The following is a 24659-nucleotide window of genomic DNA, read 5'->3' on the forward strand; positions in this document are numbered from 1 at the left end:
CAAACACCCGGACCCGACAGGCATCAATGCCGTTTTGCCAGAAAGCCTCTGGCCAGATTGGGCAGAAACAACATGGCGCAGAGCGGATCTTCCCGAAAAGTCGCCATGACACGTCGCCAGTCTATGCTGACACCCTTTTTTAAAAGATGCGGGATGCTTAGTGCAAATGAACGGCGCGAGTCGGCCAGTTGATGGCGAACGTAAGCCCGTTGTTCCGGGTTCAGGCGGATCGTCGCAAGTATCCGCCGGGACAGGCGGATATAACTGGACAACAGGCGAATCGATCCGGCGGTACCCCATTGTGATTTATCGAAGATGTTGATGCCTTCCCCTTCATACGCATAGAGCTTCGGCGAGAAAGCCACGCGTTGAAAATCCTGACCCAGGGTCAGTTTAAACAACCGATCCTGGCCGTTATAGATAGTCGGATCAAAACGCACCGCCGCGAAGCGATCGAAACGATAGGCCATGGTGGTCGGCCCGATAATATTGCTGCGCCGGATCAACAGATCAAAAAAATCACCCTGATATTCATAAAGCGCCCGCTCAGGATCAATGGTTTTGTGATCCGCCGGATGAATGTTCAGGACGGGATTTTTATCCCATTCAAAGCGGCTGGTCTCACTGCCAACGCGGGTGCTGTTACCCATAAACAGATCGTACCCCTGTTCCAGGGCAGCAACGGCATCGCTCAGAAAGGGGCCGGTCCATTGATCATCCGAATCGAGAAAAGTGACATACGGGGTACCGGGTGGCACGTTATCCAGACCGGTATTGCGTGCCGCGCCGGGACCGGCATTTGGCTGGTGAATGATTCTCAGGCGATCACCGGCATCGGGCAGAAACCGGGCAAGCTCCTGATCCGCCGGGATCGGGGATTCATCATCGACCACAATGATCTGACAGTCCACGCCACCCGGCTGTTCCAGAATGGACCGCACGCACTGGGTCAACAATCCGGTTTCCCGCTGATAGAACGGAATGATCACCGCAATCTCGGGTGTCGACGAGTTACTCATCATGAGAAAAAGTACCACATAAAACAAGCGTTAACCTTTGGTCAGCACAGCCGCACCCTTGTCAAACGGCAGCAGTGCCTCGGTGTAGTGGGGCAACTCTTGCTGCCAGCGTGCCAGGATCTGCTTTTCCTCGCCACGCGCGGCATCGTCCAGAAAAACACGGGCACCCGGATTAAGCAATCGATCCAGTTGTGGCAGTGCCGGATACCGGGCATGTTTCGAGGTGGTCGCCGGGGGTCCGTCGATAACCAGCATATCGAAGCCCCCCTCCGGCGCCTGCAGGCGAGTCAAATCGTACCAGGGTTGACCGGCATCCCCGGTGGGAATCAGCGGGGCATGGATGACGCTGGCCCACTCTTCCAGCCCCTGCTCGACGAGGCCTTCGCGGGTCTGCTCGGCGAAGTGTTCATCATGTTCCAGGCTATAGACGTGACCCACGCCGTTCAATTGACAACAACGCGCCAGTACCATGGTGGAAGAGCCGGAACTGCACTCCAGAATCGACACCGGTTTATGTTTTATCGTGTGTTTGGCAAGCGTAAACAGCAGATCCGGCGAAGCGGCCCAGCCGCGCAACAGCGGCAAAGGCGCAACCGGGCGGATAAGACGCATCAGGCCATCGTAAGCCTGCAGTTGCTGATATAGCGCACCGGATTCTTGCGCCGCTCCCAACAGCCGGTAGGACGCCAGATGAATCTTGCGTACCTTGTAAAACAACAGCGCCTGGGAGGCCAGTACGACCAGCAGCAGGAACAGTAGCAGGTAGTCCATGTCATAAGTCCCTTTGTTAGTGAAACGTCCTTACTTTCCGGCCATGTATCCATTCAGCGCAGACCGATAGCCAGAACCGGCTGCGTCCGACAACCCCCAGTGTAGCTCACTTTACGCAATGACAACCTGATTACCCGGGGCGGGTTCTCAGCGGGTCACTCTTCGCCTGATCGAACCCACTCCAGCGTCCATTGTGCCACCTGATCCCGCCACGCCTGGCGAGAGAACGTATGGTTGGCTTGCGGCAATTCCCGCAGCGTGACCCGCGACTGTTTCAGCAACCCGGCCCAGGCCGGATCGGTGGCGGCCGTATCGCGAAACTCGGCGGCGGTCAGATCGTCGCCGCTGAGTATCAGCAGAATCGGACCGCGATAGCGTCGCCAGCCCTCGGCCATGCGTTGCGGCAGCGGCCCGGTGGGGTTGCCGGCAGACTCGCCCTGCGCCGCCGGCCCGGATGACCCGGCCAGCCGGCGCAGCAGGCTGAAGACAGAACGCAGCGAGGCGACGGGGTTGAACCTGCCGCGCAGCAGGTTCACCCAGAAATCACGGCTGAACAAACGCTTTATATAATAGGTTTTCAGATAGGCCCGGGCCAGGCTCTCCCCGGTGCGCACCCAGGGGTTGGCCAGCACCAGCCCGTGGATACGCGGTTCCTTCGGGGCGGTGATCAGGGCGATGGATGCCGCATCACACAGCCCCCAGACGATCACCTCGCGCAGGTCCGGCAGCTGGGCCTGAAAGGTGTCGATGGCCGCGCGGATGTCATCGCCAACCCGCTCGAAATCACGCTGCGCCCCCGTCGAGTCGCCCATCCCGCGATAGTCAAAGCGGAACACCGGAATACCGGCCGCGGCCAGATGGCGAGCCAGCAGCAAGAACTGACGATGGCTGCCGACCCGGTACTGCGGACCGCCCACGACCACCAGCACCCCCCGAACCGCCTGCGGCGCTCCCGGATGCAGGATCCCCAGCAGCTCGTCATCCCCGACCGGGAAAATGATCGCCTGCTCGCTCACCGCAGCACCGCCTGCAAACCCGCCAGACTCGCGTCCAGCAAGGCCGGTACTTCGTGGATCTCCTGGGTGGTCCAGAAAGGATCGCCGCGCACGGCGCCCGTGTGGAGGGTCATTCCCTGTTGACGCCACGCGTCGATCAGGCGGGTGCTGACCGGCGGCAGTTCGGGCGGGTCGCCGTGCGCCACTTCCAGCCAGGCGAGCGGCGTGCCGGGCGAGGCGACTAGCCGCGCCCCGGCAAGCGCGTCGGCCAGCGCCGGGGCCAGAGCATAGCCGGCCACCTCCAGCGTTTCGCCTTCCTTCAGCCGGGCCCGCAACTGGCCGGTGGTTTCCTTGCCGCTGCCCATCATCCCCGCGGCCATACGCAGGCGCAGAAACTGGGCCAGATAGCGTTCGCCATCGCTCACCGGTTGCCAGTAGAGGACCGCCGCCGGCGGGATCTGGCGAACCTGCAGGAGATCGCTGATCAGCAGGCAGCCCGCGCGCAGCCCCCAGAGGATCACCGGACCGGGGTAACGCTCCTGCAGCCAGTCCAGGCCGTCGCCAAGATCGGCCAGCCAGTCCTGCCAGCGGGCATCGGCAAAATCACCGCCGCTGTCACCGCAGCCATAGAGATCGGGCATGAATACCGCATAACCCTGTTCGGCCAGCAGGCGGGCCTGGCGCGCCGCCATGCGGCGGGACTTGTTGAGTTCTTCGGCGAAGGGGGGAACATACAGCACGCAGCCGCGTACCGGCCTGCCCGCCGGTTCATGCAGGATATAAAAGAGCGGGCCTTGCCCGCCTGCCAGAAACCCGGCTTTCATGCGAAGTGTTTCAAGCGGCGAGCTTGGAATCGACAAACTCGACCAGGCTGCCCAGGGTCTCGAACGTCTCGGCGCTGATCTCGTCGTCATCCACCATGATGCCGAACTGCTCCTCGATGGTCGTGATCACGGTCACCACCGCCATGGAATCCAGCTCATGGATATTGCCGAGCAGGGGCGTATCGGTATCGAATTTTTGCACGCGGCCGTTGAGCCCCAGTGTGCTGTCCAGGATAGTTTTGACTTGTTCGAGACTCGACATCGGGACCTCCTTCCCTTAACACAGACACAGGAATCATGTCCTGTTGGAGCAAATGCTCTATGATGTATCCCTGAGGATAATTAAACCCGTGTGATTGTATCACCAACACGGGCAAAGGGAGACAGATGCGAGAGTTAGGCGGCTGGTTTACCACGGATGGCACCCCGGGACCCGACATGCCCGCGGCCGACAACAACGCAGCATCGCGTTTCACCAGCGAGGGGGGCGCCTGCCAGGTTCGGGGCGGCTGGATCGCCCGCGACGGGGAGGGCCGGATTGCCGCGCTGATCGGCCACCCGCAATGGCAGGACCCGCCCGCCGGACAGGACCCCGCGCAGACCCTGCTGGATCGCTACCGGCGTGACGGCGAGCAGCTGTTCGCCCGCCTGAGCGGCGATTTCGCGCTGGCGATTCTGGACCCGGTCGCGCGACGCCTGCTGGTGGGCATTGACCGCCTGGGCCGCTTCCCGCTGTATATTTCCCGCATTCCCGGCGGCGTCGCCTTTGGTTCCGCCATCGACCGCCTGCCGAACGCGGCCACCCTTGATCGCACGCCTTCGCCGGACGGTCTCTATCACTACCTGTTCTTTCATATGCTGCCGGCGCCGGTGAGTCTGTTTGCCGACGTGGAAAAACTGCAAGGCGCACACTGCCTGCGGCTGGATTCGCAAAACCTGCGCATCGCGCCTTACTGGCAGCCCCGCTTCGAGGAACCGGCACAGGCCGACATGGGCGCGCTGGGCGAGGAACTGCACCGCCTGCTCGACGCGTCGGTCGACAAACTGACCGACCCGGGAAAGACCGGCGCGTTTCTCAGCGGCGGCCTGGACAGCTCGACCGTGGCCGGCAAGCTGGCACAGTTGCACCCCGGCGAGGCGGATACGTTCAGCATCGGCTTCGATGCGCCGGGCTACGACGAGATCGCCTATGCCCGGATCGCCGCGCAACACTTCAAAACCCGTCCGCACGAGTACTATGTTTCGCCCGACGATGTGGTCGACGCGATACCGCTGATCGCCGCCAGCTACGATGAGCCGTTTGGCAACTCCTCGGCGCTGCCGGCCTATTTTTGTGCCCGCCTCGCCGCCGACAGCGGGACCACCCGCCTGCTGGGCGGCGACGGCGGGGACGAGCTGTTCGCGGGCAACGCGCGCTATGCCAAGCAGGGCGTGTTCGAGCTCTGGTCCCGGCAACCGGCGCTCGCCCGCCGCCTGCTGGAGCCTCTGTTCACCCATCTGCCGCGCGCATCTTTACTGGGCAAGGCCCGCAGCTATGTGGAGCAGGCCCGGATTCCGCTACCGGATCGCCTGCAAACCTATAATTATCTCCATCGCCTGTCGCTGACGGCGATGTTCGAGCCCGGGTTCCTGGCCCAGGTACACACCGAAGGCCCCTGGGATCTGATGCGGGATATCTACCGGCGTCCCGAAGCGGCCTCGTCGCTCAATCGCATGATGTATCTGGACTGGCAGCAGACCCTGGCCGACAACGATCTGCGCAAGGTGAGCCGCATGTGTGAACTGGCCGGCGTCGATGTCGCCTATCCCATGCTGGATGATGCCCTGGTGGACTTTTCCTGCCGCATCCCCTCGGCCATGAAACTGCACAAGGGACGGCTGCGCCATTTTTACAAAAACGCCATGAGCGGCTTTTTGCCCGAAGCGATCCTCGACAAGAAAAAACACGGCTTCGGACTGCCCTTTGGCGTCTGGATGCGCGAACACACCCCCCTGCGGGAACTGGCCTACGACGGCCTGCTGCGCTTCAAGTCCCGGGGGATCCTGCAACCGGCGTTCATCGACCGGCTGATCACCCTGCACCGCGAAGGCCATGCCGCGTATTACGGGGAACTGGTGTGGGTGCTGATGATGCTCGACCTGTGGCTGGAAACACATAAGCCCCGCTAATCACCGCGCTATGTTCGCTATGTAACATAGGAGACGCCAAAAACACGTTATAAAGGACGATCCAAACAGAAGGACGCTGAATGAATATTTCCATTTTTGGCATGGGTTACGTGGGCGCCGTCTCCGCCGCCTGCCTGGCCCGGGACGGGCATAACGTGATCGGCGTGGATGTGGATCCGACCAAACTGGAACTGCTGCGTCAGGGCCAGTCCCCGATCGTGGAAGAGGGCATCCAGGAACTGACCCGCGAGGTCGTGGAACAGGGACGCCTGACGGTCACCGACAACGCGGACGAATCGATCGGCGGCAGCACACTCTCCTTTGTTTGCGTGGGCACCCCCTCGCAACCCAACGGCAGTCAGGATCTCAAAGCCATCGAACATGTAGCCGCCCAGATCGGCGCGGCCCTGGCCGGCCACGATCACTATCACGTGGTGGTGATCCGCTCCACGGTGCGCCCCGGCACGGTCATGAGCCGGGTACGCCCGGTGCTGGAGGCGCATTCCGGCAAAAAACTGGGTGAAGGCTTTGGACTGGCTTTTCAGCCCGAGTTCCTGCGTGAAGGCACCTCGATCAGGGATTATGACAACCCGCCGTTCACCGTTGTCGGCGGCGATTGCAACCGCACGCTGGACTGCATCAAACCGCTGTTCGAACACCTGCCCTGCGAATTTATCGGCACCGACATCAGTACCGCCGAGATGCTCAAGTACGCCTGCAACGCCTTTCATGCAGTGAAGATTGTGTTTGCCAATGAGATCGGCCGTGTATCCCAGACCCTCGGCGTCGACTCCCGCGAGGTGATGCGCCTGGTCACCCAGGACCGGCAGCTCAACATCTCGCCGGCCTATCTGCGCCCCGGCTTTGCCTTCGGCGGCTCCTGCCTGCCCAAGGATCTGCGCGCCCTGCTGTATATCGCCAAGGAGCAGGATGCCGAGGTGCCGATGCTGACCGGAGTCATTCCCAGTAACCAGCAGCAGATCGACCATGCGCTGCAGTTCATTCTGCGCAGCGAAAAACGCCGCGTGGGAATGATCGGCCTGAGTTTCAAGAGCGGCACCGACGATCTGCGTGAAAGTCCGCTGGTGACCCTGGCCGAGCAGTTGATCGGCAAAGGCATCGATCTGCGCATCCACGATCCGAATGTGCAACTGTCGCGGCTGATCGGCGCCAACCGCCGTTATATCGAAGAAAAGCTGCCGCATATCGGACGGCTGTTAATCGACGACTGTGCCGAACTGATCCGGGAGTCCGACATCGTCATGGTCGGACTCAGCGATGCGCATCTGGTGGAACAGGTCATCGCCGAAGCCGGTGAAGCGCAGGTGGTGCTGGATCTGGTCGGCATGCCCGGGCGGGATCGACTCAAGGCGGCGTATCGGGGCATTTGCTGGTGACACCCCGACCTCGCCTGCTGTTCGTCTCGCCGCGCTTTTTATTTCCCGCGGATCAGGGCGGGAAGATTCGCACCACCCAGATCCTGCGTGGCATGAAGGGCGGACGCTTCGAGATCGTGCTGGCCTCCCCGGCAAGCAGTAAGGCGGTGAACCGCTATCGGGATGAACTGGCAGGCATTTGTGATCGCTTCATCGACTGGCCCGAGATAGCACAGGGCCCCCTGAAAGATCTGACCCGTTTTCGTCACCTGTTCTCACTGCTGCCGATCCCGGTAATCAGCGATTATTCACCGGCCGGGGCACATACCGTACAACAGGCTCTCGCCAACGAGGCGGATGTGGTGGTGTTCGACTTCCTGCATGCCAGGGTCCTGGCGCCCGAAAAACTGGATCGCCCGTCAATCCTGTTCACCCACAACGTGGAGGCGGAGATCTTTCGCCGCCATGCCGAGGTGGCCAGCAACCCGATCAAACGGGCCATCTGGCAACAACAGTTTCGCAAGATGCAGCACTATGAAGCCGCCAGCGTGCGCCGTTTCGACACGGTGGTCGCAGTCTCCGAGCGCGACGCAGAGAATTTTTCGGCGATCCCGGGTAACCACCAGGTACGGACCATTCCCACCGGCGTGGATCTGGATTACTTTCCCTACGCCGCCCCCGGCGACGAGGAGCATCTCGTGTTTACCGGCGCCATGGACTGGCAGGCCAACATCGACGGCATCGAGTTTTTTATGGAACAGGTCTGGCCGCAGGTCGTCGCGCGCCGACCGCATGCCCGGGTCACCATCGTCGGGCGCAACCCGGCGCCCTCGCTGGTGGAACGTGCCCGTCGCCGGAACCTGCCGTTTGAATTCACCGGCTTCGTGGATGACATTCGCCAGCCTGTGCAGGGCGCCGCCGCCTACATCATTCCGCTGCGGGTCGGCGGCGGCACCCGCATCAAGGCCTTCGAGGCGATGGCCATGGGACTGCCCGTGGTCTCCACCGGACTCGGCGTGGAAGGCCTGCCACTCACCCCCGAGGAACATTACCTGCTGGCCGACAGCGCCGCCGACTTTGCCAAAGCACTGGTGCGCCTGCTCGAGGACCACTCACTGCGCAACCGACTCTCGCGTCAGGCGCGGGACTACGTGGAAGCGCATTTCTCTTCGCAGGCGGTGGCGGACTGTTTCGAGGGTATCTGCCGGGATACGCTTGATGGTAATAAGCATAGTCGTACTCGGTGTTGATGCCGCCCTCCTCAACCACACCGACGATCAGCTCGCGCACGTCGCGGTAGCTGCGCTTGCGGTTGCCGATGGCGTCCGTGACGGTGCTGTATTGGTGCGCCGTGGCGGGCAACGATGTCTCCTTGAGGGGGCGAAATTCCGGTCGAAAAGTCGCTATACTGTTACCGGTATTTTGGCTCCTGCCAACGACTTATTGTGGTAATCTTGGATCAATTCAATAACTTATCCTCGCCGTAAGGTCCCGGGCCACCTTGCGGGAGACAGGGCGTCAACACGGCCACCAGGAGAAATCCGCATGCAAACTATCAAGCAAATTGTTCACGATATCGCCGACCACCTCCCCGAGGAGGCTACCTTTGAAGATGCCATGCATGCTATCTATCTGCGTCAGAAACTCGAGCGCTCGCTCCAGGCCGCGGAAGAAGGCAAGATAACCTCGCAGGAAGAGATGGAAAAGCGCTACCTGAACGATGCGCGTTGAATGGTCCGATTTTGCGAGCGACGATCTTGATGATCTCGTCCGTTACATCAGTCGGGACTCGGCATATTATGCCCGGCGCTTCGCTGAAAAGGTGGTGCTGGCCACTCGACGTCTACGGGACTTTCCCGAAAGCGGCCGCCTGATTCCCGAAGCTGAGGACCCGACGTTACGGGAAGTCATCGTACAAGGTTATCGCGTCATGTATCGACTGGAAGCCGAGCGGGTCCTCATCCTCGCCGTTATGCACGGTAGCCGTAGTGTCACCGGTCAGGAGAATCGGCCTTGGGAACAGGAGTAAATATCTCGATTATTTGCAGATCGCACATCACCTGTCCCTCCCCACAAATCACTATCAATAACAACAACACGCCCTCTCATGCTCTTCATCTATTTACTCTACCTGGCATTGCACCCGGTCATGCATGATAAGAGGATCAGGTCTTGCCTTTTGCCTTTTCGCGGTGAGAGCTTCAACCCGACCTATTTCATCACCTGAGATGAAGAGATTTTATAAATGAGTATACTGTCCCCGGAATTCCAAACATTATGTGGCTAGGTGTTGGTGTTGTAATATTTATCGTTGGAAATATGCTCATTTCATTGATTATACAAAACACAGACTTCATTCAATGAAAGTAAAAAAATCAGTGTCAGGTCTTACCTTTTGCTTTTCGTGGTGAGAGGTTAATCCCCGATGAACACTACCTGCTAGCTGACAGCGCTTACGCGGTTTTCGGTCGGGTCTGCGTCATATTACGTACCAGCCGCGCAGCGAAGCGTAGCGGGGTGGAGTCCCAGGGGGTGAAGCGGGCCAGTTGAAACGGATCGTGCTGGCGGGTGGAGACGCCCCAGGCTGTGGAGACTGCAGCCTTGAAACCGCCGTCGCGCACCATGGCCGTATGGCGCGCGTCATAATCCTGATCCGGTTTGCCGTTGGGGTAGGCGAACAGGCGCACCGGCTGATTTAAAATCGCTTCCAGGGTCTCGCGACCGCCGCCGATCTCCTCCCGGGCCTGTGCATCGGGCGTGCGGCTCAGGATCGGATGGTTCAGCGTGTGTCCGCCGATCCCCATCCCGGAATCCGCCAGTGCTCGCAATTGCGCTGTACTCAGCATCAGGTTATCCGGTAACGGCGCCTGACTCAGCGCCATCAACGCCTGAACCTTTTCATCGCGCCGGGGCATGTCCAGATGTTTGATCCGGCCAATCAACGCCATTGCCGCCGCAACGCGTTCGGCCGGGGTGGTGATGGGCCGGCGCCCCAGTCCCGGTGCCAGTCCCGTACTATCGAAGTCCAGCGCTTCTGCGGAAAGATGTCGCAGGGTTTCGATCACCCGATCGTTGAACATCATTCCCCCGTCCAGGAAGCCGGCGGCAATAAAAAACGTGGCATGCAGATCCTGCGATTGCAAAATCGGCAGGGCGACTTCCACGTTATCCGCATAGCCGTCATCGAAGGTGATACAGGCGGCTCTGGGCGGCAGTGTGCCACTGGCCAGACGTTCCACCGCCTCGGACAACGGCAAGACATTAAAAAGTCGGGCGACGGTCTGCATTTGCCAGCGAAAGGTCGCCGCATCCGGATCGCCGGGCAACATGGGATCGGGGCGGGGCAGAACCCGGTGATAGATCAAAATCGACAACCGCGCGCGTGAGCCGGCCGGCGACAGCATGCCGGCCAGCGGGCGTAATACGCCGGTTTGCAGTGCGCGGTCGATCATCCTCTCTCCCGGGGTTGATTACCGGCATGGATCGTATCGAATGCCTGCAACAGTTGGCCGATGCGTTTTTCCCAGGCGTTGTCGCGGGCATGCGCGATGATCGTCCCGGTGGCCCATTGCTTTTCCAGTCCCTCCGCGATCGCGTTGCGCAGCGCCTCGCCATCCCCGTACGGGACCAGCGTCCCCACCTGCGGTACGCTGATCACCTCGGCATTGCCGCCCACCCGCGTGGCCACTGCCGGCAGGCCGCAGGCGGCGGCTTCGAGAAACACGTTGGCCCAGCCTTCGGTACGTGAGGGCATCACGTACAGATCGGCGGCGGAATAAAAATAACGCAAGCGTTCGGGCGGGTGAACGCCCATGAAGTTAACCCGATCCGCCACCCCGATCTCCCCGGCGATCCGGCGCAGACGTTGCTCATCGCCGTTGGGATGTTCCCCGCCCACAATCAGATAGATCAGATTCGGGAAGCGTTCGAGGAGCTCGGGGAGCTGTTCCATCACCCGGTGGAATCCCTTGTTTTCGGTCAGCGTGCCCACGGTCAACAGCACTTTCGCTTGCGGATCGATACCCAGTTCCTGACGACACTGCAATTTGTTTTCGGGCTGAAACAGATCCAGGTTGATACCGTTGGAGACGACCTGCACATGATCGGCACCTATGCCGAGTGAAATGGCAAGCTGGCGCAGGGAGTCCGACACGGCAAAGACCCGGGCGGCCGAGCGCATGGCGCGGATCGCCAGCCAGCGGCGCAGGCGTGTTCGGGCGATGCGCGGCAGGGCGCCGCGCAGGGTGATGGTATAGGGTACGCGCAACCACTTGCCGAGCAGCCAGGCAGCGATGCCGTCCGGATGAATGAAATGCGCATCGAGAATATCCAGCCGTCCCTTGCGCCTGAGTTTCAGCAACAGCGGCAGACTGAACAGCGCCTCGAACAGGCCGTCGGTAAATTTTAAAAATCGCGGAATGGACAGAAAACGCGGATGATAGACATCGATACCCTGCTGAACTTCATGATAGGGCACCGCCGGTCGGTAGCCCGGGCGTAATCGTCGCAACAGACCCTGGCCGGGAAACCACGGCACGGGCGCCACCACGGTAATCGGTCTGTCGGCACCGACCCGGAACATGCGCTCGCGTATGAACAACCCGAAGGTTTTCTGCGCCGGATTGGGAAACACATGGCTGAAGACAACCAGCGCGGGGCGGTTTTGTTCTTCACTCATGCGCGTGCCTCGCTGATCACCCAGCGGTATTTACCGGATTTCTCCGCTGCAATGCGGTCTGTGACATGAAAACTGACCTGAATGGCTTCATCCAGCATCCCGGCCAGTCCCTGTCGAATGCGTTCACGCTCCGCTTCGGTCAGTTCCCGGGAGGGCACAAGATAAAGATCAAAACCGTGATCGGTGCGCTGACGAAGCTGGTACTGCTTCAGTGCCGGAATCTCGCGCAAAATATAATTGGCCGTGGAGCTGTGGATCAGACGACCATTGCGACCGACCAGAAAATCATTGGCCCGCCCCTGCAACTGTCGCAGGCGCGGCAACGGCAAGCCGCAGGCACAGGGTGCGGGCTCCAGTGCGCCCCGATCGCCGATACGATAACGGATGAACGGCATGCCATAACCGTCCAGGTTGGTGATCAGCAAATCGCCGATCCCGTCGGCGTCGGGCTGATCCACTTCGACAATGACCTGTTCACCCAGAATATGCAGATGGCCCTCGGGGCATTCATAGGCGATCATGCCCCCATCACGCGCGCCGTACTCGTTACTCACGGGGCACTGAAACGTTTCGACGATACACTCACGCATGTGGGGCAGCAGCATCTCGGAAGTGCAGACGATCAGGCGCGGGCGATAATCGCCGAGACTGCCGGGGTGCTGCACCACATAATCCGCGACCCGATAGATGACCGTGGGATAGCCGTAGATCAGCCGCGGCCGGAATTGTTTTAAAAACGCGACATAGCCGGCGATACGCTCGTCCGTCAGATTCGAGGCGGAGAGGACCACCTGATTCAAGAGCCAGCGATCCTTGAACTTGCGCAATCGCGTCTGGCGCGACATCTCGATGGGCGAGCCCCAGAAATCCACCTGCCGATCGCCGGGATGGACGCCGAACCAGGAGCGGGCCCGCAGCTTCTGTGCATTGAGACAGGCTTCGCGATGCTTGTCGGTGTAGAACACCAGCGGTTGGCCGGTCGAACCGCCGGTGCTGTACTGAATCAGGCGATCTTTCCAGCCCCGGGCGATGAGCTCATCGCCCTGTGTCCTGAGTGTTTCACGTTCCAGCACCGGCAGGCGGGTGAGATCGGCGAAGTCGAGATCATCGAAATGGGTGTTCCCCAGCTCGCGAAAGCGCGTCTGATAATAAGGTACTGATGCCATACAGTGCGTCAGCAGGCGTTGCAGTTTGGCCAGGCGCAGCGATTCAAACGCCTGCGGATCGAGGCGATCATTGCGCCGCAGTCGACGCCATTGCGCCATGGTGCTGCGCCCGCGCAAACGTTCGTGGAGCGGTAACACCAGCTGGCGAGCCAGTTGTTCGTTAAAACTCATCCGCGTATTGCTCTGTTGTCACGACTGCATACGTTGCATGAACCCATCGAACATCATCAGCGCCCACAGGGCCGGACTGTGATCCCGGGCGCCGCTTTCATGTTGTGCCACCAGCGTGGCCAGGTAATCCATATCAAACAGCCCCGTATCGGCCATGGTCTCTCCCAGCACCTGTTCACGCATGCGTTCACGCAACGGGCCCCGGAACCACTGGGCGACCGGCACGGCGAAACCGCGCTTTTTGCGATACAGCACATCCTCGGGCAGATAAGGCTCCATGGCTTTTTTGAAAATGTACTTGCCTTCGGTGCCCTGTAATTTGAGTTGCGGGGAAAGACCGGAGATCCATTCCACCAGTTTATGATCCAGGATGGGGACGCGCACTTCCAGGGAGTGCGCCATGCTGGCCCGGTCCACCTTGGTGAGGATGTCGCCGGGCAAGTAGGTTTTCATATCCAGATACTGGACCAGCGACAGGGGGTGATCGGTCGGCGCATTTTGCGCATGGCGGCGTAACACCTCTACCGCATCGTAGCCCTGCAACTCGCGGCGAAAATCGGGCGAGAACAGCTGCCCCCGCAACTCATCGCGTAAAATGGACACGCCCTGAAAGTAACCCTGCACCGCGTCGCGCGCCAGCGCCTGAAACGTCGCTTTGGCGCGAAACATGCGCGGCGCCCAGTCCGCCTTCGGATACAGCCGTGCAAGCGCGCCGAACAGGGGACGGCGCAGTCCCGACGGCAACATACCGCGCAGGCGTTCTTCGGCCAGGTGATGCCGGTAGCGGCGATAGCCGGCCAGGTTTTCGTCGCCGCCATCACCGGACAGCGCCACCACCACCTTGCGCCGGGCCAGTTCGCAAACCCGGTAGGTCGGCAACGCCGAACTGTCGGCGTAGGGTTCATCATAGAGCTGCCCCAGCCTGTCCAGTAAATCGAAGTCATCGGGATCGACCTGTTCCATATAGTGGTCGGTGTGATAGCGCCGGGCGATCTGCGCGGCGTAATCGGACTCGTCAAAGGCCTTGTCCTCAAACCCGATGGAACAGGTCTGCACCGGATCATCGGACAGGCCGGCCATCATCGCGACCACGGCACTGGAGTCCACTCCGCCGGAGAGAAACGAGCCCAGCGGCACTTCCGCTTCCAGTCGAATCCGCACCGCCTCGCGCAAACGTTCCGTCAGCTCCTGCGCGGCATCGGCCTCACTGGGATTGCCGACCGACGCAAAGGGTACATCCCAGTACTGACGCGGCGACGGCAGCGCCGCCTGACCGCGTTTGATCGTCAGGGTGTGACCGGGGGAAAGCTTGTGTACGGCCTTGAAAATACTGCGCGGCTCGGGCACATACCCGTAGGCAAAGTAATCTTCCACCGCATAGGGATCGATGCTGCGCGGCAGATCCGGATGCGCCATCAGCGCCTTGAGTTCCGAAGCAAAGATCAGATGGCCGTCGGGCAATTGACCGTAATAAAGCGGCTTGATACCCAGCCGGTCGCGGGCCAGGAACAATGTCTCGCGATTGCGATCCCAGACCGCAAAGGCAAACATGCCGCGAAAGCGTTCAACACAGGCCTCGCCCCATTGTTCCCAGGCATGCACGATCACTTCGGTATCGCAGTGTGTGCGAAAGGTATGACCGGCCTGTTTCAGTTCCCCGGTCAACTCGGGAAAGTTGTAAATCTCACCATTGTAGGTGACGACCACGGTCTCATCTTCATTGAACAACGGCTGCCGGCCACCGGAGAGATCGATAATCGACAGCCGGCGGTGCGCCAGGCCCACGCCCGGTTCCAGATGTATGCCCCCTTCATCGGGACCGCGATGAAACTGGGTCTGGTTCATCGCCTCTAACAGACCCCGATTAAACTCACGCCGTCCGTTCAGATCGAATATTCCGGTAATCCCGCACATGTCAGTTGCAGTCCTGCTGTTTTTATTGGGTTATCGTGTGTCAGGCCACTCGGCATTCTACCTGAGCCGCGTGCGCCAAAATAAGTGTTTCGAATGCCAGTCCAGCGAGATTGCTTCGTCACGTTGTTCCTCGCAATGACATCTCTATTTGTGGTCATTGCGAGTACCCCTGCGGGGCATAAACTTCGCGAAGCAATCTTTTGAGCAAAGTGATCGGGCATTCGAAACGCTTCTTTAGCCCCGCTGCCTGGCCAGGACCTTTGCATAGACAGCCATATAGCCCTGCACCATAGCCGCCAGGCTGAATTGTTCTTCCGCATGGGCGCGCGCGGTACGCCCCTCGTACGCCCGTCGCGCGGTATCGTTCAGATACGCCGCCAGCGTCTCCGCCAGCACGTCCACCTCGCCGGCCGGGACCAGGCTGCCGGTTTCACCCGGCGTTACCAGATCCGGGTTACCGCCGACATGGGTGGCAATCACCGGCAGACCCGATGCCATGGCCTCGAGTACCGTATTGCAAATTCCCTCGGCCAGCGAGGGCAGGACAAACAGATCCATGGCGCGCATCAGTGCCGGAATGTCATCCCGGGCACCGGGCAACCAGACCTGATCCGCCAATCCGGCTTCTCTGACCTGTTGCGCAACCGTCTCCAGCAAGGGGCCGTCACCCACCATCACCAGGCGCAGGCGGGCGAACTGTTCCGGCAAGCGCTGACGCAATTGGCCAAAGGCCGCTAACAGATCCAGCGGCGCCTTGACCGCCTGCATGCGCATCACCGAGCCAATGATCAGGCTGTCCGCTGATGCAAAATCATCCGGTAATGGTTGAAATTCTCCTGCCCTGCGCGGACGGAAGCAGTCGGTATCCACGCCATTGCAAACGTGGTTCAGCTGCGCGGGGGTGACGCCCACGGCCTGGTTGAGATAACCGATCTGCTGTTGCGAAAGCGCGATGTACTGGCCGACCAGCGGTCGTACCAGCCGTCGCAGCCGGCGGTTTTTGCCGGAGGAACCATCGAGGTCACCCACGTTCCAGCCATGCTCACCGTGTACGCGCGCACGCACACCCGACAGCATGGCGGTAAGCTGTGCTTCAAGCGTTGCCAGGTTGCGGGTATGCACGATGTCCGGCTGCAGTTTGCGCAGCAAGCGGTGCAGTCGAAGATGGACACCGATATCTTTGCCTTCCCGTTTATGCAGGCTATACAGCGTGACATCGTCACGCCGGAGTCGCTGGCTGAAGTCGGTATAGTCCGTCATGCAGATAATCGCATGCCGGTAGGTGTCCGCCGGCATCCGGTTAATCAGGTTCACCAGCCCGTTTTCCATCCCCCCGACATCCAGGCGATGAATCACGTGCGCCACCAACGGCGCCGCACCCCGGGTTTCCCTTTTACTCATCAAGGCGGTATCCCAGTGGACGCGGCAGCGCCCGAACAAATCGCGCCATCTGACCACGCACCTGTTCCAGTGAACCGCTGTCTTCCATGCTGACCGCCACCACAAACGCGCCGCGACCATCGCCGGCCAGTACCGCCAGCACTTCGCGCAGTTTCACCTCCACGCCCCGGATGGTTTCGTGATCGCCCGTCTGGTACCAGTGCCAGACCACGCGCCGGGTATCGCCTGGCCCGCGCAGGATCGTCTCCCACACGTTCAGGTTCACTCCCTGTGACAACCTCACCTGCCGGGTTAACTGGGCGGAACGGCGCCAGCGCTCGCCATCGTAGATCCGGTTTCGCCAGGAGACGATCTCGCTGCCCTCGCCGTGGTTCAGATACTGCAACAGGTGCAGCTCCACACTCGTATTGGCCGCAGTATAGATACCGGCCAGTTCCGCATCGGCATCGAAATACTGCGGTTGCCAGGGCATCACAGCCTGCTGCGGACCGGACCAGCCGTGGATGTTTGCCGGTAATGCGGGGGCCTGTGCCACCACCACCTGCTGCGCCTGTTGTTGCAACCACAGCTCACCCGCCCGGGGCGCGGCCAGAACAATCCCCAGCACCAGCAGCAAGGGGACCATGTAGCGCGGAGTGAATTGCCGGGCAACCGGTAACGGATTTGTCCCGGACGCCTCGAGCGGTGTTTTCTCGCGCCATAGCGAACCCAGCCAGAACAACAGCAGCATGACAAAACCGAAGAACACCCAGCCATAGATCAGATGATCCACGCCGACCGCATGCTGCATATCGGTCCAGTGGGCGATCATGATAATGCCGTAGGCGCGAATGCCATTGGCAAGAATTGGCAACAGGATCGCCAGTGCCACCAGCGCCAGACGCCGCCACAGGCTGCGGTAACTGATATAGGCATAGATCAGTCCCAGGGCGATGCTGGCAATCAGATAACGGACTCCGCTGCACACTTCCGCGACGACAAAATCGCCCGCAGGAATACTGATGTAGTAGCCTTCCTTGTAAACCGGCAGCCCCGTAAGTTTGAGCAGCAGCACGGTAAACCAGGCGGTGAAGTCCTGCAGCACGGGCACAATGAAATCGCCAAACGGCACGGCAAAAAACAGGTAGGCGAGCGGGAAGATCAGCAGGCGGGCGACCTGCCAGCCCAGCAGGGTAATCACCAGCCCCGGCAACATGGCGACCAGGGCAAAGTGTTGTACCAGCTCGACATCCACACTGCGTGCCAGCATCCAGGCCACTCCCGCCGCCGCCAGCACCACCAGGCCCCAGGCGGTGGGCTGCGGCATCACCTGGGCCAGCGCCTCGCGACGGGTCCAGACCAGAAACAATGCCAGGGGCAGAATGATCATCCCGTGGGCATAGGTTTCGGAATTGAACCAGATATGGCTGATGCTCTGCACCGAGGGCCAGAGCAACAACAGGCTCAATACCCAGAATATGACCAGCAAGGCCAGTGCCGTGCGCCAGCTGTATTCCAGCGCCGAAAGAAATCCCGAACGCGCTTCAGGCGGGTTCATTTTGAACCCTTTCATTCAGCAATCCGATCAGACGCGCCATATGCTCCGACCAACTGTAATGACTCAGCACGCAATCACGCCCACGGGCGCCCTGTCCGTCCCTGTCCTCACCCTTCAACACCGCCAGACAAAGATTCGACAAATCATCAGCCTGCTCGGCCACCCGCCAGTTCAGTTGCGGGCAGTCCCGAAGACCATCCAGTGCTTGCGGGGTCGCCACCACCGGGCAACCCATGGCCATCGCTTCCAGGACCTTATTTTGCACACCCCGGGCAATACGCAGTGGCGCCACCGCAAGATTCGCATGCGCCAGATAGGGACGCACATCGGGGACAGCGCCGGTCACCACCACGCCATCCAGACGGGCAAGCCGGGTCACCTCCGGCGTGGGCCGGGCACCGACGATGACAAACTCGGCATCCGCCTGCGCGGCCCGCACGGCGGGAAACACCTGGTTGGCAAACCAGACTACTGCATCGACATTGGCCCAGTAATCCATGGCCCCGACGAACACCAGTCGTGTACCTGTGGCGGGGTACGGGTTGGGATAAACCTGTTCAGGGGAAAAGTACCGGGTATCCACGCCGTTATCGATCGCATGCACCCGGGCAGCGGACTCCGGGGCCAGCTCACGAAACAGCCTGGCCTCCTGTTCGGTGACAAATACCGCCGCATCGCTGGCCGCCGCCTGGCGGCGTTCAAAAGCCAGCAAGGTACGCGCCTCGCGCGCGTAGATCCAGTTCATGGGAAAACGATGACCTGTTGCATACTGGCGCCACTTGTCGGAATCCACATCACAAAAGTCGATCACCGTATGCAACTGTTGCAGATTGGCGGGCAGGTATTGGGTCATCGCCGCCGAGAACACCAGCGCCCGATCCACGCCCCGCGCCAGCGTGGTATTTACCCATTGTTGCATGCGTCGGTTACGGTAATAGGGCAGGGTGAGCGGCTGCGACCCGAGCAAGCCTGTCAGGCTTTTAACCCTGGCCCGCCCCGGGTGCAGCGGCAGCAAACAGAGGCTTTCGCAATAGGCCGCGACATCCTTCTGGTATTGCCAGTCCCGCGGATCATCGACAAAGCACCCCAGATGCACCCGAAACTGTGTGGACAGATGCTTGAGCATGTTGAACGAGCGGATCTTGTCTCCCTTGTTCGGGGGATACGGGATCCGGTGGGCGAGAAACAGAAGGTCCTTCATAGGCGGCGTGTTACCACCCTGCCCGCGACACGTGTGACAATTGTTTTGGCTTGACAGGCACAGCTCTTAACCCAGTCCCCGCGATATCATCGGGCCCAACAGGTTGGCCACCGGCAGCGGCAGGTGCTTCCATGCATTGATGAACAGTCGGTACTTGGGATTCAGCGGGTTGATGTCCGGAATCCGGCTGGCGCGTACCAGGTGGTATTCATAGTACAGCGGCTCGGGGGTGAAACCCCAGTTCTTCTTGAAACTGAAAGAGCCGGTGCCCACCTTGCTGCGCCCGTAATCAAACATACGGTAGCCTTGCTCGCATGCCCGGCGCATCAGATCCCAGTATAGAAAATCAAAACCGGCCACCGAACGCGCCTCCCGGGTTCCGCCGCCATAGTAGGGCAGCACCTCATCACGAAAATAAAAACTCATCACGCTGGAAACCGGGCGACCTTCACAGGTTACTGTCAGCACCTGGCAATTCCTGCCAAAAACCCGGTGCAAGGCTTCAAAATAGCGACGCGTAAAAACCGGCGTTCCATGCCGCCTGACACTATCCGCGTATATCGGAAAAAACCGATCCAGATTCGGATCAATTTCTCCCTGTATGTCCCGCTTCATGGCTTGTCTGACCATTCGGCGCTGTTTGCGTGGGATAGCCAGCATGTTCTGTTCCACATCCGGATCAATGGGCTTGCGAAAGGTGACATAAAGCTCATCCTTGCAGGGCCAGTCTGGATTACGCCGTGTCCGCGAGCGAAGCTCCAGATAATCCACCTGCAACTCTTCAGCCAGCTCACGGGCCGCATCGGTCAGCAACTGTTCGATAACCTCGTCTTCGGCCGCGACACCGCCATAGACACAAAAAGGCACGGAAACAAGCGCATTGCCAAACAGCAAGGTTTTGATATGGCCCAGCGGAAGCACCCCGACGATGCGTCCCTCGCGTTCAGCATAGAGATAGTAGGCACGATGTCCCAGCGACTCTTCCAACACCCGTCGCCAGCCGGCACGATGAAAAAACGTCGCCGCCGGATTCACGTCCACAAACGCATCCCACTCGGCGATGCGGGCATTGTTCAGCTGTTGTACTGAAATCGGCTTCGCCCGGGTTTCGACAAAGGTGCTGGCTTGCATAACGGTACTCATTGAGGACGATCTTCCCGGGCCAGAAAAATCCGGTCCACACGATCCCAATGAAAATCCTTCAACAGGCGGGCCAGGCGCGGCTCCATACGAGACAGATTCAGGTAATGTCGCAGCCTTGTCTTAATACCGATACCCTGCTGTCGTGGCTGCCGGGGATCGATCTCCCAGGGATGGAAATAGAAAATCGCCGACTGACCGTCATGTTGATTGACCCGATTAATCGCCCAGCGCGAAACCGCATAGGGAAGAAGCCGAAAATAACCGCCGCCTCCACAGGGGTAGTTTTTTCCCGCAATCTCCACCGTGGTCACGGGAATTTCCAGCAGGCCGGCACCATCACGATGCCGGAAAGCAAAACGCGGGGCTTCGGGCATACCATAGGAATCATGCCGGATTGGGTAGATACTGGAACTGTAAAGATGGCCTGTCTCTTCAAGTTCATCCAGCGCCCATAGATTGTTGCGACCGATTGAATAACTTGCCGCACGATAACCGATCACCGGTGCGCCAATCGTATCTTCCAACAACATACGCGTACGTTCCACATCTTCACGGAATTCCCTGGGGGTCTGGTTAACCACACGCACATGCTCATAGCCGTGACTTGCGACCTCATGACCATTGTCATGCAAACTGCGTATCATTGCAGGATAGCGCTCCGCCATCCAGCCCAGCACAAAAAACGTCGCCTTGATCTTGTGCCTGTCAAACAGCGCCAGGATACGCTGCATATTACCCTCAATCCGACACGCCAGGGACTCCCAATCGGCACGGTCAATATGACGCTCGAAGGCGGAAACCTGGAAGTAATCTTCCACATCTACCGTCATGGCATTACAGGTTACGTTATCATGACTAGATTGAAGCATAGTACAGCGCCTGGCGGTTATGGCTTGCGTTTTATTTCGGAAAATCTTCGATGTATATACGAATTCAGTATCTGCAATCTGCTTTCTATAGCGGTAATACGCAATTCAAGATAATCCCACTGAAACCTGGCCGGTGTATTATATTGTGATCTTGTTCCGAAATGATTGGATAACCCAAGCTGCTCTTCTGTTATAGCCATCTTCTCATCATCGATTACCTTTTTATCGTCTGTGATATTCAGCTCCTCATCAAGCTCGCTTGCAACAATACTAACAGCGTCCGGATCAATAACATGACGCTCTTCAAGATAGGCAAATAACAACAATCGGTCGGCCAGGCTGTTGATACGTCTCGGGATACCCTTTGTGTGGCGGAAAATATCTGTGAACGCTTCGTCAGTAATTGACGGGTCATTTTTCCAACCGGCGGTAACAAGACGATATTCGATATACTCCCGGGTTTCCGCTTCGTCCAGTGGTGTCAAATGGCAGGCCGCGATAAAGCGCTGACGCAACTGTTCAAGATCAGGATGCTGCAAAGTCCGTTTGAACTGATTCTGACCGAGGAGAAAACTCTGGAGGAGCGGCTTGTCGCCCGTCTGGAAATTCGACAGCATGCGTAACTCTTCCAACGCCTTGTGTGACAGATTCTGGGCCTCATCCACAACCAGCAAGGCCCGTTTTCCTTCACGCGCCTGTTTGTGAAGAAAGATCTCCAGCTGTTCCAGTAATGCTGATTTAGACTCACTTTTTACCGTCAGACCGAATGCCTGGACTACCATGCGCAACAGATCATCAGCCTCCAGTTGAGTCGTCGCAATTTGTGCGGCAATGACTTCCTTGGGCGGCAGCTCACGAAACAACATACGTGCCAGGGTGGTCTTACCCGTTCCAACATCTCCGGTAATGGCAATAAACCCTTCTGCTTGCGTTAAGCCGTAGCGCAGGTACGCCAGTGCCCGTTTGTGTATACTGCTGCCAAAAAAGAACCCCGGATCCGGACTTAACTGGAAGGGTTTACGATCGAGCTTAAAATAGTTTTCATACATAAAATTCAGTCAGAAACTTTTCCGAAAGCTGAGCGAAACACGATTTTCTTGAAATTCGTTTTCCGGTTGGTTGGAATTACGTTCTGCGTAACGATAATTGAGTGTGGCACTGGTACGCGGCCCAAGGTCACGCCGGATTCCAGTGCCGAGCACATAATAATCATCTTCCCGATCATCTTCCTGATAGGTCGAGTTTTGCGCACTGCCATTGAGCAAAAACTGTGTATGAGCTGCGATACGCAAGGCAAAGTTGGTACCCAGACCACGAACCCGTTCGCGCTGATCGTTCACCTCGAACTCACGCCGCTCATCAAAGCCCCGTACACTCCAGGTTAATTTATGTCTCTCTCCGGAGAGTCCGAGGCTAAACCGCCGACTGAGATACACGCCGCTCTGCAGATCCGGGTATTCCAGTTCAAGAAATAGCGGCTGTCCATTAACAATCAACGGGTTTCCTGCACTGTCAAGCACCGGAAATACCCGTCGTTCTATCTCAAAGTGGCTGACAGTAGTCAGTCCCTCGGTATATTCCATGGACAATTGACTGTTCCGGAACCGGTGGTTAAGACTGGCGCCATAGGTTTCACCAAAAAATCGCTCGCCGTAAAATACATCCATATCCGTGCGCGTACTTTGCCAGCCGGCACCCGCGCGCCAGAAGGTATCATCAGGTCGGGCACGCCGTGCGTCCTGAACAAACTCATTATCCTCTTCGCCGCCAGCGACAAACAAATTCAGACGTCGGGTCACGAACCAGCGCAGTAAAGCTTCAGCCGTCTGAAAAGTCACACTTGAACCATCATCGTATTCTGTTTCGCTGCGTCGATAACTCAATTCCCAGCCAACACGTGAGAACATCCTCCCGTTTTCGATTCGCGCCAGAACCTGATTTGTTTCACTGTCGAAGCTGCTCGTACTGGCATCCTGATAATCCACTCGATCATGGGTATAACGCAGCTGGCCGGTGGCAACATCCCCCATGCGCTGGATATAATTTGGACTGACATGAAATGTCAATACATCCCGGCGTTCTCCCAGATCGTTGATATTATCCTGTGTCACGTTGTCCCTGCGTGATTGAAAGCGCTGGCTATAGCTGCTCGACGCATCGATAAAAAAACGGTCCTCCAGCAATTCAACATTGCCGTTGCCGGAAAACTGATGGTAAGTACTGTTGCGGCGTGTTTCACGCCAATAGCTCAGGTTTTGCAGGTTATACGCCAGCTCTGCCGCAGCCCGACTTCCTTCCCGCTGTAGCATAAAACCCACGTCCGTCTGTGTGATGTATTCATTCTCTTCCTCACCGGCACGACTCAGCCCGACATTATCCGTATAGATTTGGGTAACACCGATATGCGGGGTGAAATCCCATGGAATCTCTTCTTCGGCTATTGCCATATGCAACGTACTCATACCGCTGACGATCACGCCGGCCACAAGACATCCCTGTCTCACACCACTTTTCATGCTCCATCGTTCTCGCTATATGCATAGGAGTCATATCCATAATAACCCACTTCTCTGTGCTGGCTTGCCTTGTTTAGCACCAGCCCAATCGGCTTGGAAGTATCGAGCAGAGATAGCGCTTCCTTGACACTACCCTGCGAGGTTTTATCCGATTCCACCACAAAGACGATTTGCCCCATGAGCCCGGCCAACACCACCGCCTCATTGGTCATGAGCAGGGGAGGGGAATCAAAGATCACTACCCGGTCACTGTAGCGGGTAGCCAGTTCCTGTATAAGACGCAACATACCCTGACCGGCCAGTAATTCGTTAGCATGAGGGTGAAAACGTCCCATGGGGATAATCCGCAGCTTGGGAAGACTGGTACGCAGAATCACGTCGCTCACATTCAGATTCTCATCGGTCAGCAAATCGATCAGTCCCGGACCCAGGGGTGTACCGAGTATCTTGTGTATCTGTGCGCGTCCCACATCGGCATCCACCAGCAACACCGTCTTATCCATTTCCATGGCGATGCTCATCGCCAGATTGATGGTGGTCAGCGTCTTACCCTCGCCCGCGGTGGAGCTTGTAACCATGATCATGTTGCCATGATCCACGAGATCGGAGTTTCGACCAAAAGCGTTGGCAAGCAAGGGGCGCTTGATAAAGCGGAACTCCTCGGCCAGATTGCTGCGCTCACCATCCGGCGTCACAAAGCCCTTGGCCTTGAGTAATGAGATATCGATGTTTACCGGGGCCGCATTTTCATTTCGCTGCTTTTCGGGCGCCGGCTTTTGTGCCAGTACTGGCACAGGCTCCGGTATCTCCTCGACTTTACCCTCCGGCGTCTTGTTGAGTCGCGCCGCCGCTTTCTCGATAAGACTCAAACCCTGCTTATCATCTTTACTCATTCCTGCCACCACTTAA

Annotated in this window: 22 protein-coding genes; 5 read left to right on the top strand and 17 right to left on the bottom strand. The window is 58.8% G+C overall.

All coding sequences use genetic code 11. The features are described 5' to 3' along the window. Positions 1–23: 23 nt before the first annotated feature. The 5 genes from EDC23_RS00635 to EDC23_RS00655 form a co-directional block, all read right to left on the bottom strand. A complete protein-coding gene (locus EDC23_RS00635) occupies positions 24–1019 on the bottom strand; it encodes a glycosyltransferase family 2 protein (protein ID WP_134081228.1) in 996 nt (331 codons plus the stop codon). A gap of 30 nt (positions 1020–1049) precedes the next feature. Continuing rightward, positions 1050–1790 (bottom strand): O-methyltransferase, encoded by a 741-nt coding sequence (locus tag EDC23_RS00640; protein ID WP_134080345.1) that lies wholly within the window; start codon positions 1788–1790, stop codon positions 1050–1052. A gap of 155 nt (positions 1791–1945) precedes the next feature. After that, a complete protein-coding gene (locus tag EDC23_RS00645; protein WP_134080346.1) occupies positions 1946–2806 on the bottom strand; it encodes a hydrolase 1, exosortase A system-associated in 861 nt (286 codons plus the stop codon). Next, the gene (locus tag EDC23_RS00650) at positions 2803–3609 is read right to left on the bottom strand and encodes a hydrolase 2, exosortase A system-associated (RefSeq protein WP_134080347.1); all 807 of its coding nucleotides are present in this window, start codon (positions 3607–3609) and stop codon (positions 2803–2805) included. The genes EDC23_RS00645 and EDC23_RS00650 overlap by 4 nt, the downstream gene beginning before the upstream one ends. Before the next feature lie 10 nt (positions 3610–3619). Further along, complete coding sequence (locus tag EDC23_RS00655) at positions 3620–3871, bottom strand: acyl carrier protein (protein WP_134080348.1); 252 nt, start codon at positions 3869–3871, stop codon at positions 3620–3622. A 125-nt stretch (positions 3872–3996) separates the two neighbouring features. On the opposite strand from EDC23_RS00655, the gene EDC23_RS00660 reads away from it, so the two are divergent. The 5 genes from EDC23_RS00660 to EDC23_RS00680 all read left to right on the top strand — a co-directional run bounded on the left by EDC23_RS00660 (position 3997) and on the right by EDC23_RS00680 (position 9183). Continuing rightward, positions 3997–5778: an asparagine synthetase B family protein gene (locus EDC23_RS00660; protein ID WP_134080349.1), complete on the top strand. Its 1782-nt coding sequence runs from the start codon at positions 3997–3999 to the stop codon at positions 5776–5778. A gap of 80 nt (positions 5779–5858) precedes the next feature. After that, positions 5859–7175: a nucleotide sugar dehydrogenase gene (locus tag EDC23_RS00665; RefSeq protein WP_134080350.1), complete on the top strand. Its 1317-nt coding sequence runs from the start codon at positions 5859–5861 to the stop codon at positions 7173–7175. Further along, the gene (locus EDC23_RS00670) at positions 7172–8404 is read left to right on the top strand and encodes a glycosyltransferase (RefSeq protein ID WP_134080351.1); all 1233 of its coding nucleotides are present in this window, start codon (positions 7172–7174) and stop codon (positions 8402–8404) included. The genes EDC23_RS00665 and EDC23_RS00670 overlap by 4 nt, the downstream gene beginning before the upstream one ends. Positions 8405–8699: 295 nt before the next feature. After that, positions 8700–8885, top strand: coding sequence for a hypothetical protein (locus EDC23_RS00675; protein WP_134080352.1), 186 nt, complete (start codon positions 8700–8702; stop codon positions 8883–8885). Further along, the gene (locus EDC23_RS00680; protein ID WP_134080353.1) at positions 8875–9183 is read left to right on the top strand and encodes a type II toxin-antitoxin system RelE/ParE family toxin; all 309 of its coding nucleotides are present in this window, start codon (positions 8875–8877) and stop codon (positions 9181–9183) included. The genes EDC23_RS00675 and EDC23_RS00680 overlap by 11 nt, the downstream gene beginning before the upstream one ends. 424 nt (positions 9184–9607) lie before the next feature. Here the strand turns inward: EDC23_RS00680 and EDC23_RS00685 are convergent, their stop codons facing one another. The 12 genes from EDC23_RS00685 to EDC23_RS00740 all read right to left on the bottom strand — a co-directional run bounded on the left by EDC23_RS00685 (position 9608) and on the right by EDC23_RS00740 (position 24643). Next, positions 9608–10606 carry a polysaccharide deacetylase family protein gene (locus tag EDC23_RS00685; protein WP_134080354.1) on the bottom strand — a complete coding sequence of 333 codons (999 nt, stop codon included), beginning with the start codon at positions 10604–10606 and terminating at the stop codon, positions 9608–9610. Further along, a complete protein-coding gene (locus EDC23_RS00690; protein WP_134080355.1) occupies positions 10603–11832 on the bottom strand; it encodes a glycosyltransferase in 1230 nt (409 codons plus the stop codon). The genes EDC23_RS00685 and EDC23_RS00690 overlap by 4 nt, the downstream gene beginning before the upstream one ends. After that, the gene (locus tag EDC23_RS00695) at positions 11829–13169 is read right to left on the bottom strand and encodes a phenylacetate--CoA ligase family protein (protein WP_134080356.1); all 1341 of its coding nucleotides are present in this window, start codon (positions 13167–13169) and stop codon (positions 11829–11831) included. The genes EDC23_RS00690 and EDC23_RS00695 overlap by 4 nt, the downstream gene beginning before the upstream one ends. Positions 13170–13187: 18 nt before the next feature. Beyond that, positions 13188–15083, bottom strand: coding sequence for an XrtA/PEP-CTERM system amidotransferase (locus EDC23_RS00700; RefSeq protein WP_134080357.1), 1896 nt, complete (start codon positions 15081–15083; stop codon positions 13188–13190). A gap of 234 nt (positions 15084–15317) precedes the next feature. Continuing rightward, entirely contained in the window at positions 15318–16448 is a 1131-nt protein-coding gene (locus EDC23_RS00705; RefSeq protein WP_134081230.1) for a TIGR03088 family PEP-CTERM/XrtA system glycosyltransferase, read from the bottom strand. 28 nt (positions 16449–16476) lie between these two features. Then, positions 16477–18036, bottom strand: a complete 1560-nt coding sequence (xrtA, locus tag EDC23_RS00710) for an exosortase A (protein ID WP_134080358.1) — start codon at positions 18034–18036, stop codon at positions 16477–16479. Continuing rightward, positions 18008–19222 carry a TIGR03087 family PEP-CTERM/XrtA system glycosyltransferase gene (locus tag EDC23_RS00715; RefSeq protein ID WP_134080359.1) on the bottom strand — a complete coding sequence of 405 codons (1215 nt, stop codon included), beginning with the start codon at positions 19220–19222 and terminating at the stop codon, positions 18008–18010. Before EDC23_RS00715 ends, xrtA begins: the two co-directional genes overlap by 29 nt. Positions 19223–19288: 66 nt before the next feature. After that, the gene (locus EDC23_RS00720) at positions 19289–20365 is read right to left on the bottom strand and encodes a FemAB family XrtA/PEP-CTERM system-associated protein (protein ID WP_243830671.1); all 1077 of its coding nucleotides are present in this window, start codon (positions 20363–20365) and stop codon (positions 19289–19291) included. Next, on the bottom strand, positions 20362–21234 hold the full coding sequence (locus tag EDC23_RS00725) for an XrtA system polysaccharide deacetylase (RefSeq protein WP_243830672.1): 873 nt from the start codon (positions 21232–21234) through the stop codon (positions 20362–20364). Before EDC23_RS00725 ends, EDC23_RS00720 begins: the two co-directional genes overlap by 4 nt. Before the next feature lie 17 nt (positions 21235–21251). Next, a complete protein-coding gene (locus tag EDC23_RS00730; RefSeq protein ID WP_134080360.1) occupies positions 21252–22283 on the bottom strand; it encodes an XrtA/PEP-CTERM system-associated ATPase in 1032 nt (343 codons plus the stop codon). Between the two features lie 9 nt (positions 22284–22292). Further along, complete coding sequence (locus tag EDC23_RS00735; RefSeq protein WP_134080361.1) at positions 22293–23750, bottom strand: TIGR03016 family PEP-CTERM system-associated outer membrane protein; 1458 nt, start codon at positions 23748–23750, stop codon at positions 22293–22295. Beyond that, a complete protein-coding gene (locus EDC23_RS00740; protein WP_134080362.1) occupies positions 23747–24643 on the bottom strand; it encodes an XrtA-associated tyrosine autokinase in 897 nt (298 codons plus the stop codon). The genes EDC23_RS00735 and EDC23_RS00740 overlap by 4 nt, the downstream gene beginning before the upstream one ends. Between the last annotated feature and the right edge of the window lie 16 nt (positions 24644–24659).

The organism is Thiohalophilus thiocyanatoxydans (assembly GCF_004366735.1).
Taxonomy (GTDB): Bacteria; Pseudomonadota; Gammaproteobacteria; order UBA6429; family Thiohalophilaceae; genus Thiohalophilus; species Thiohalophilus thiocyanatoxydans.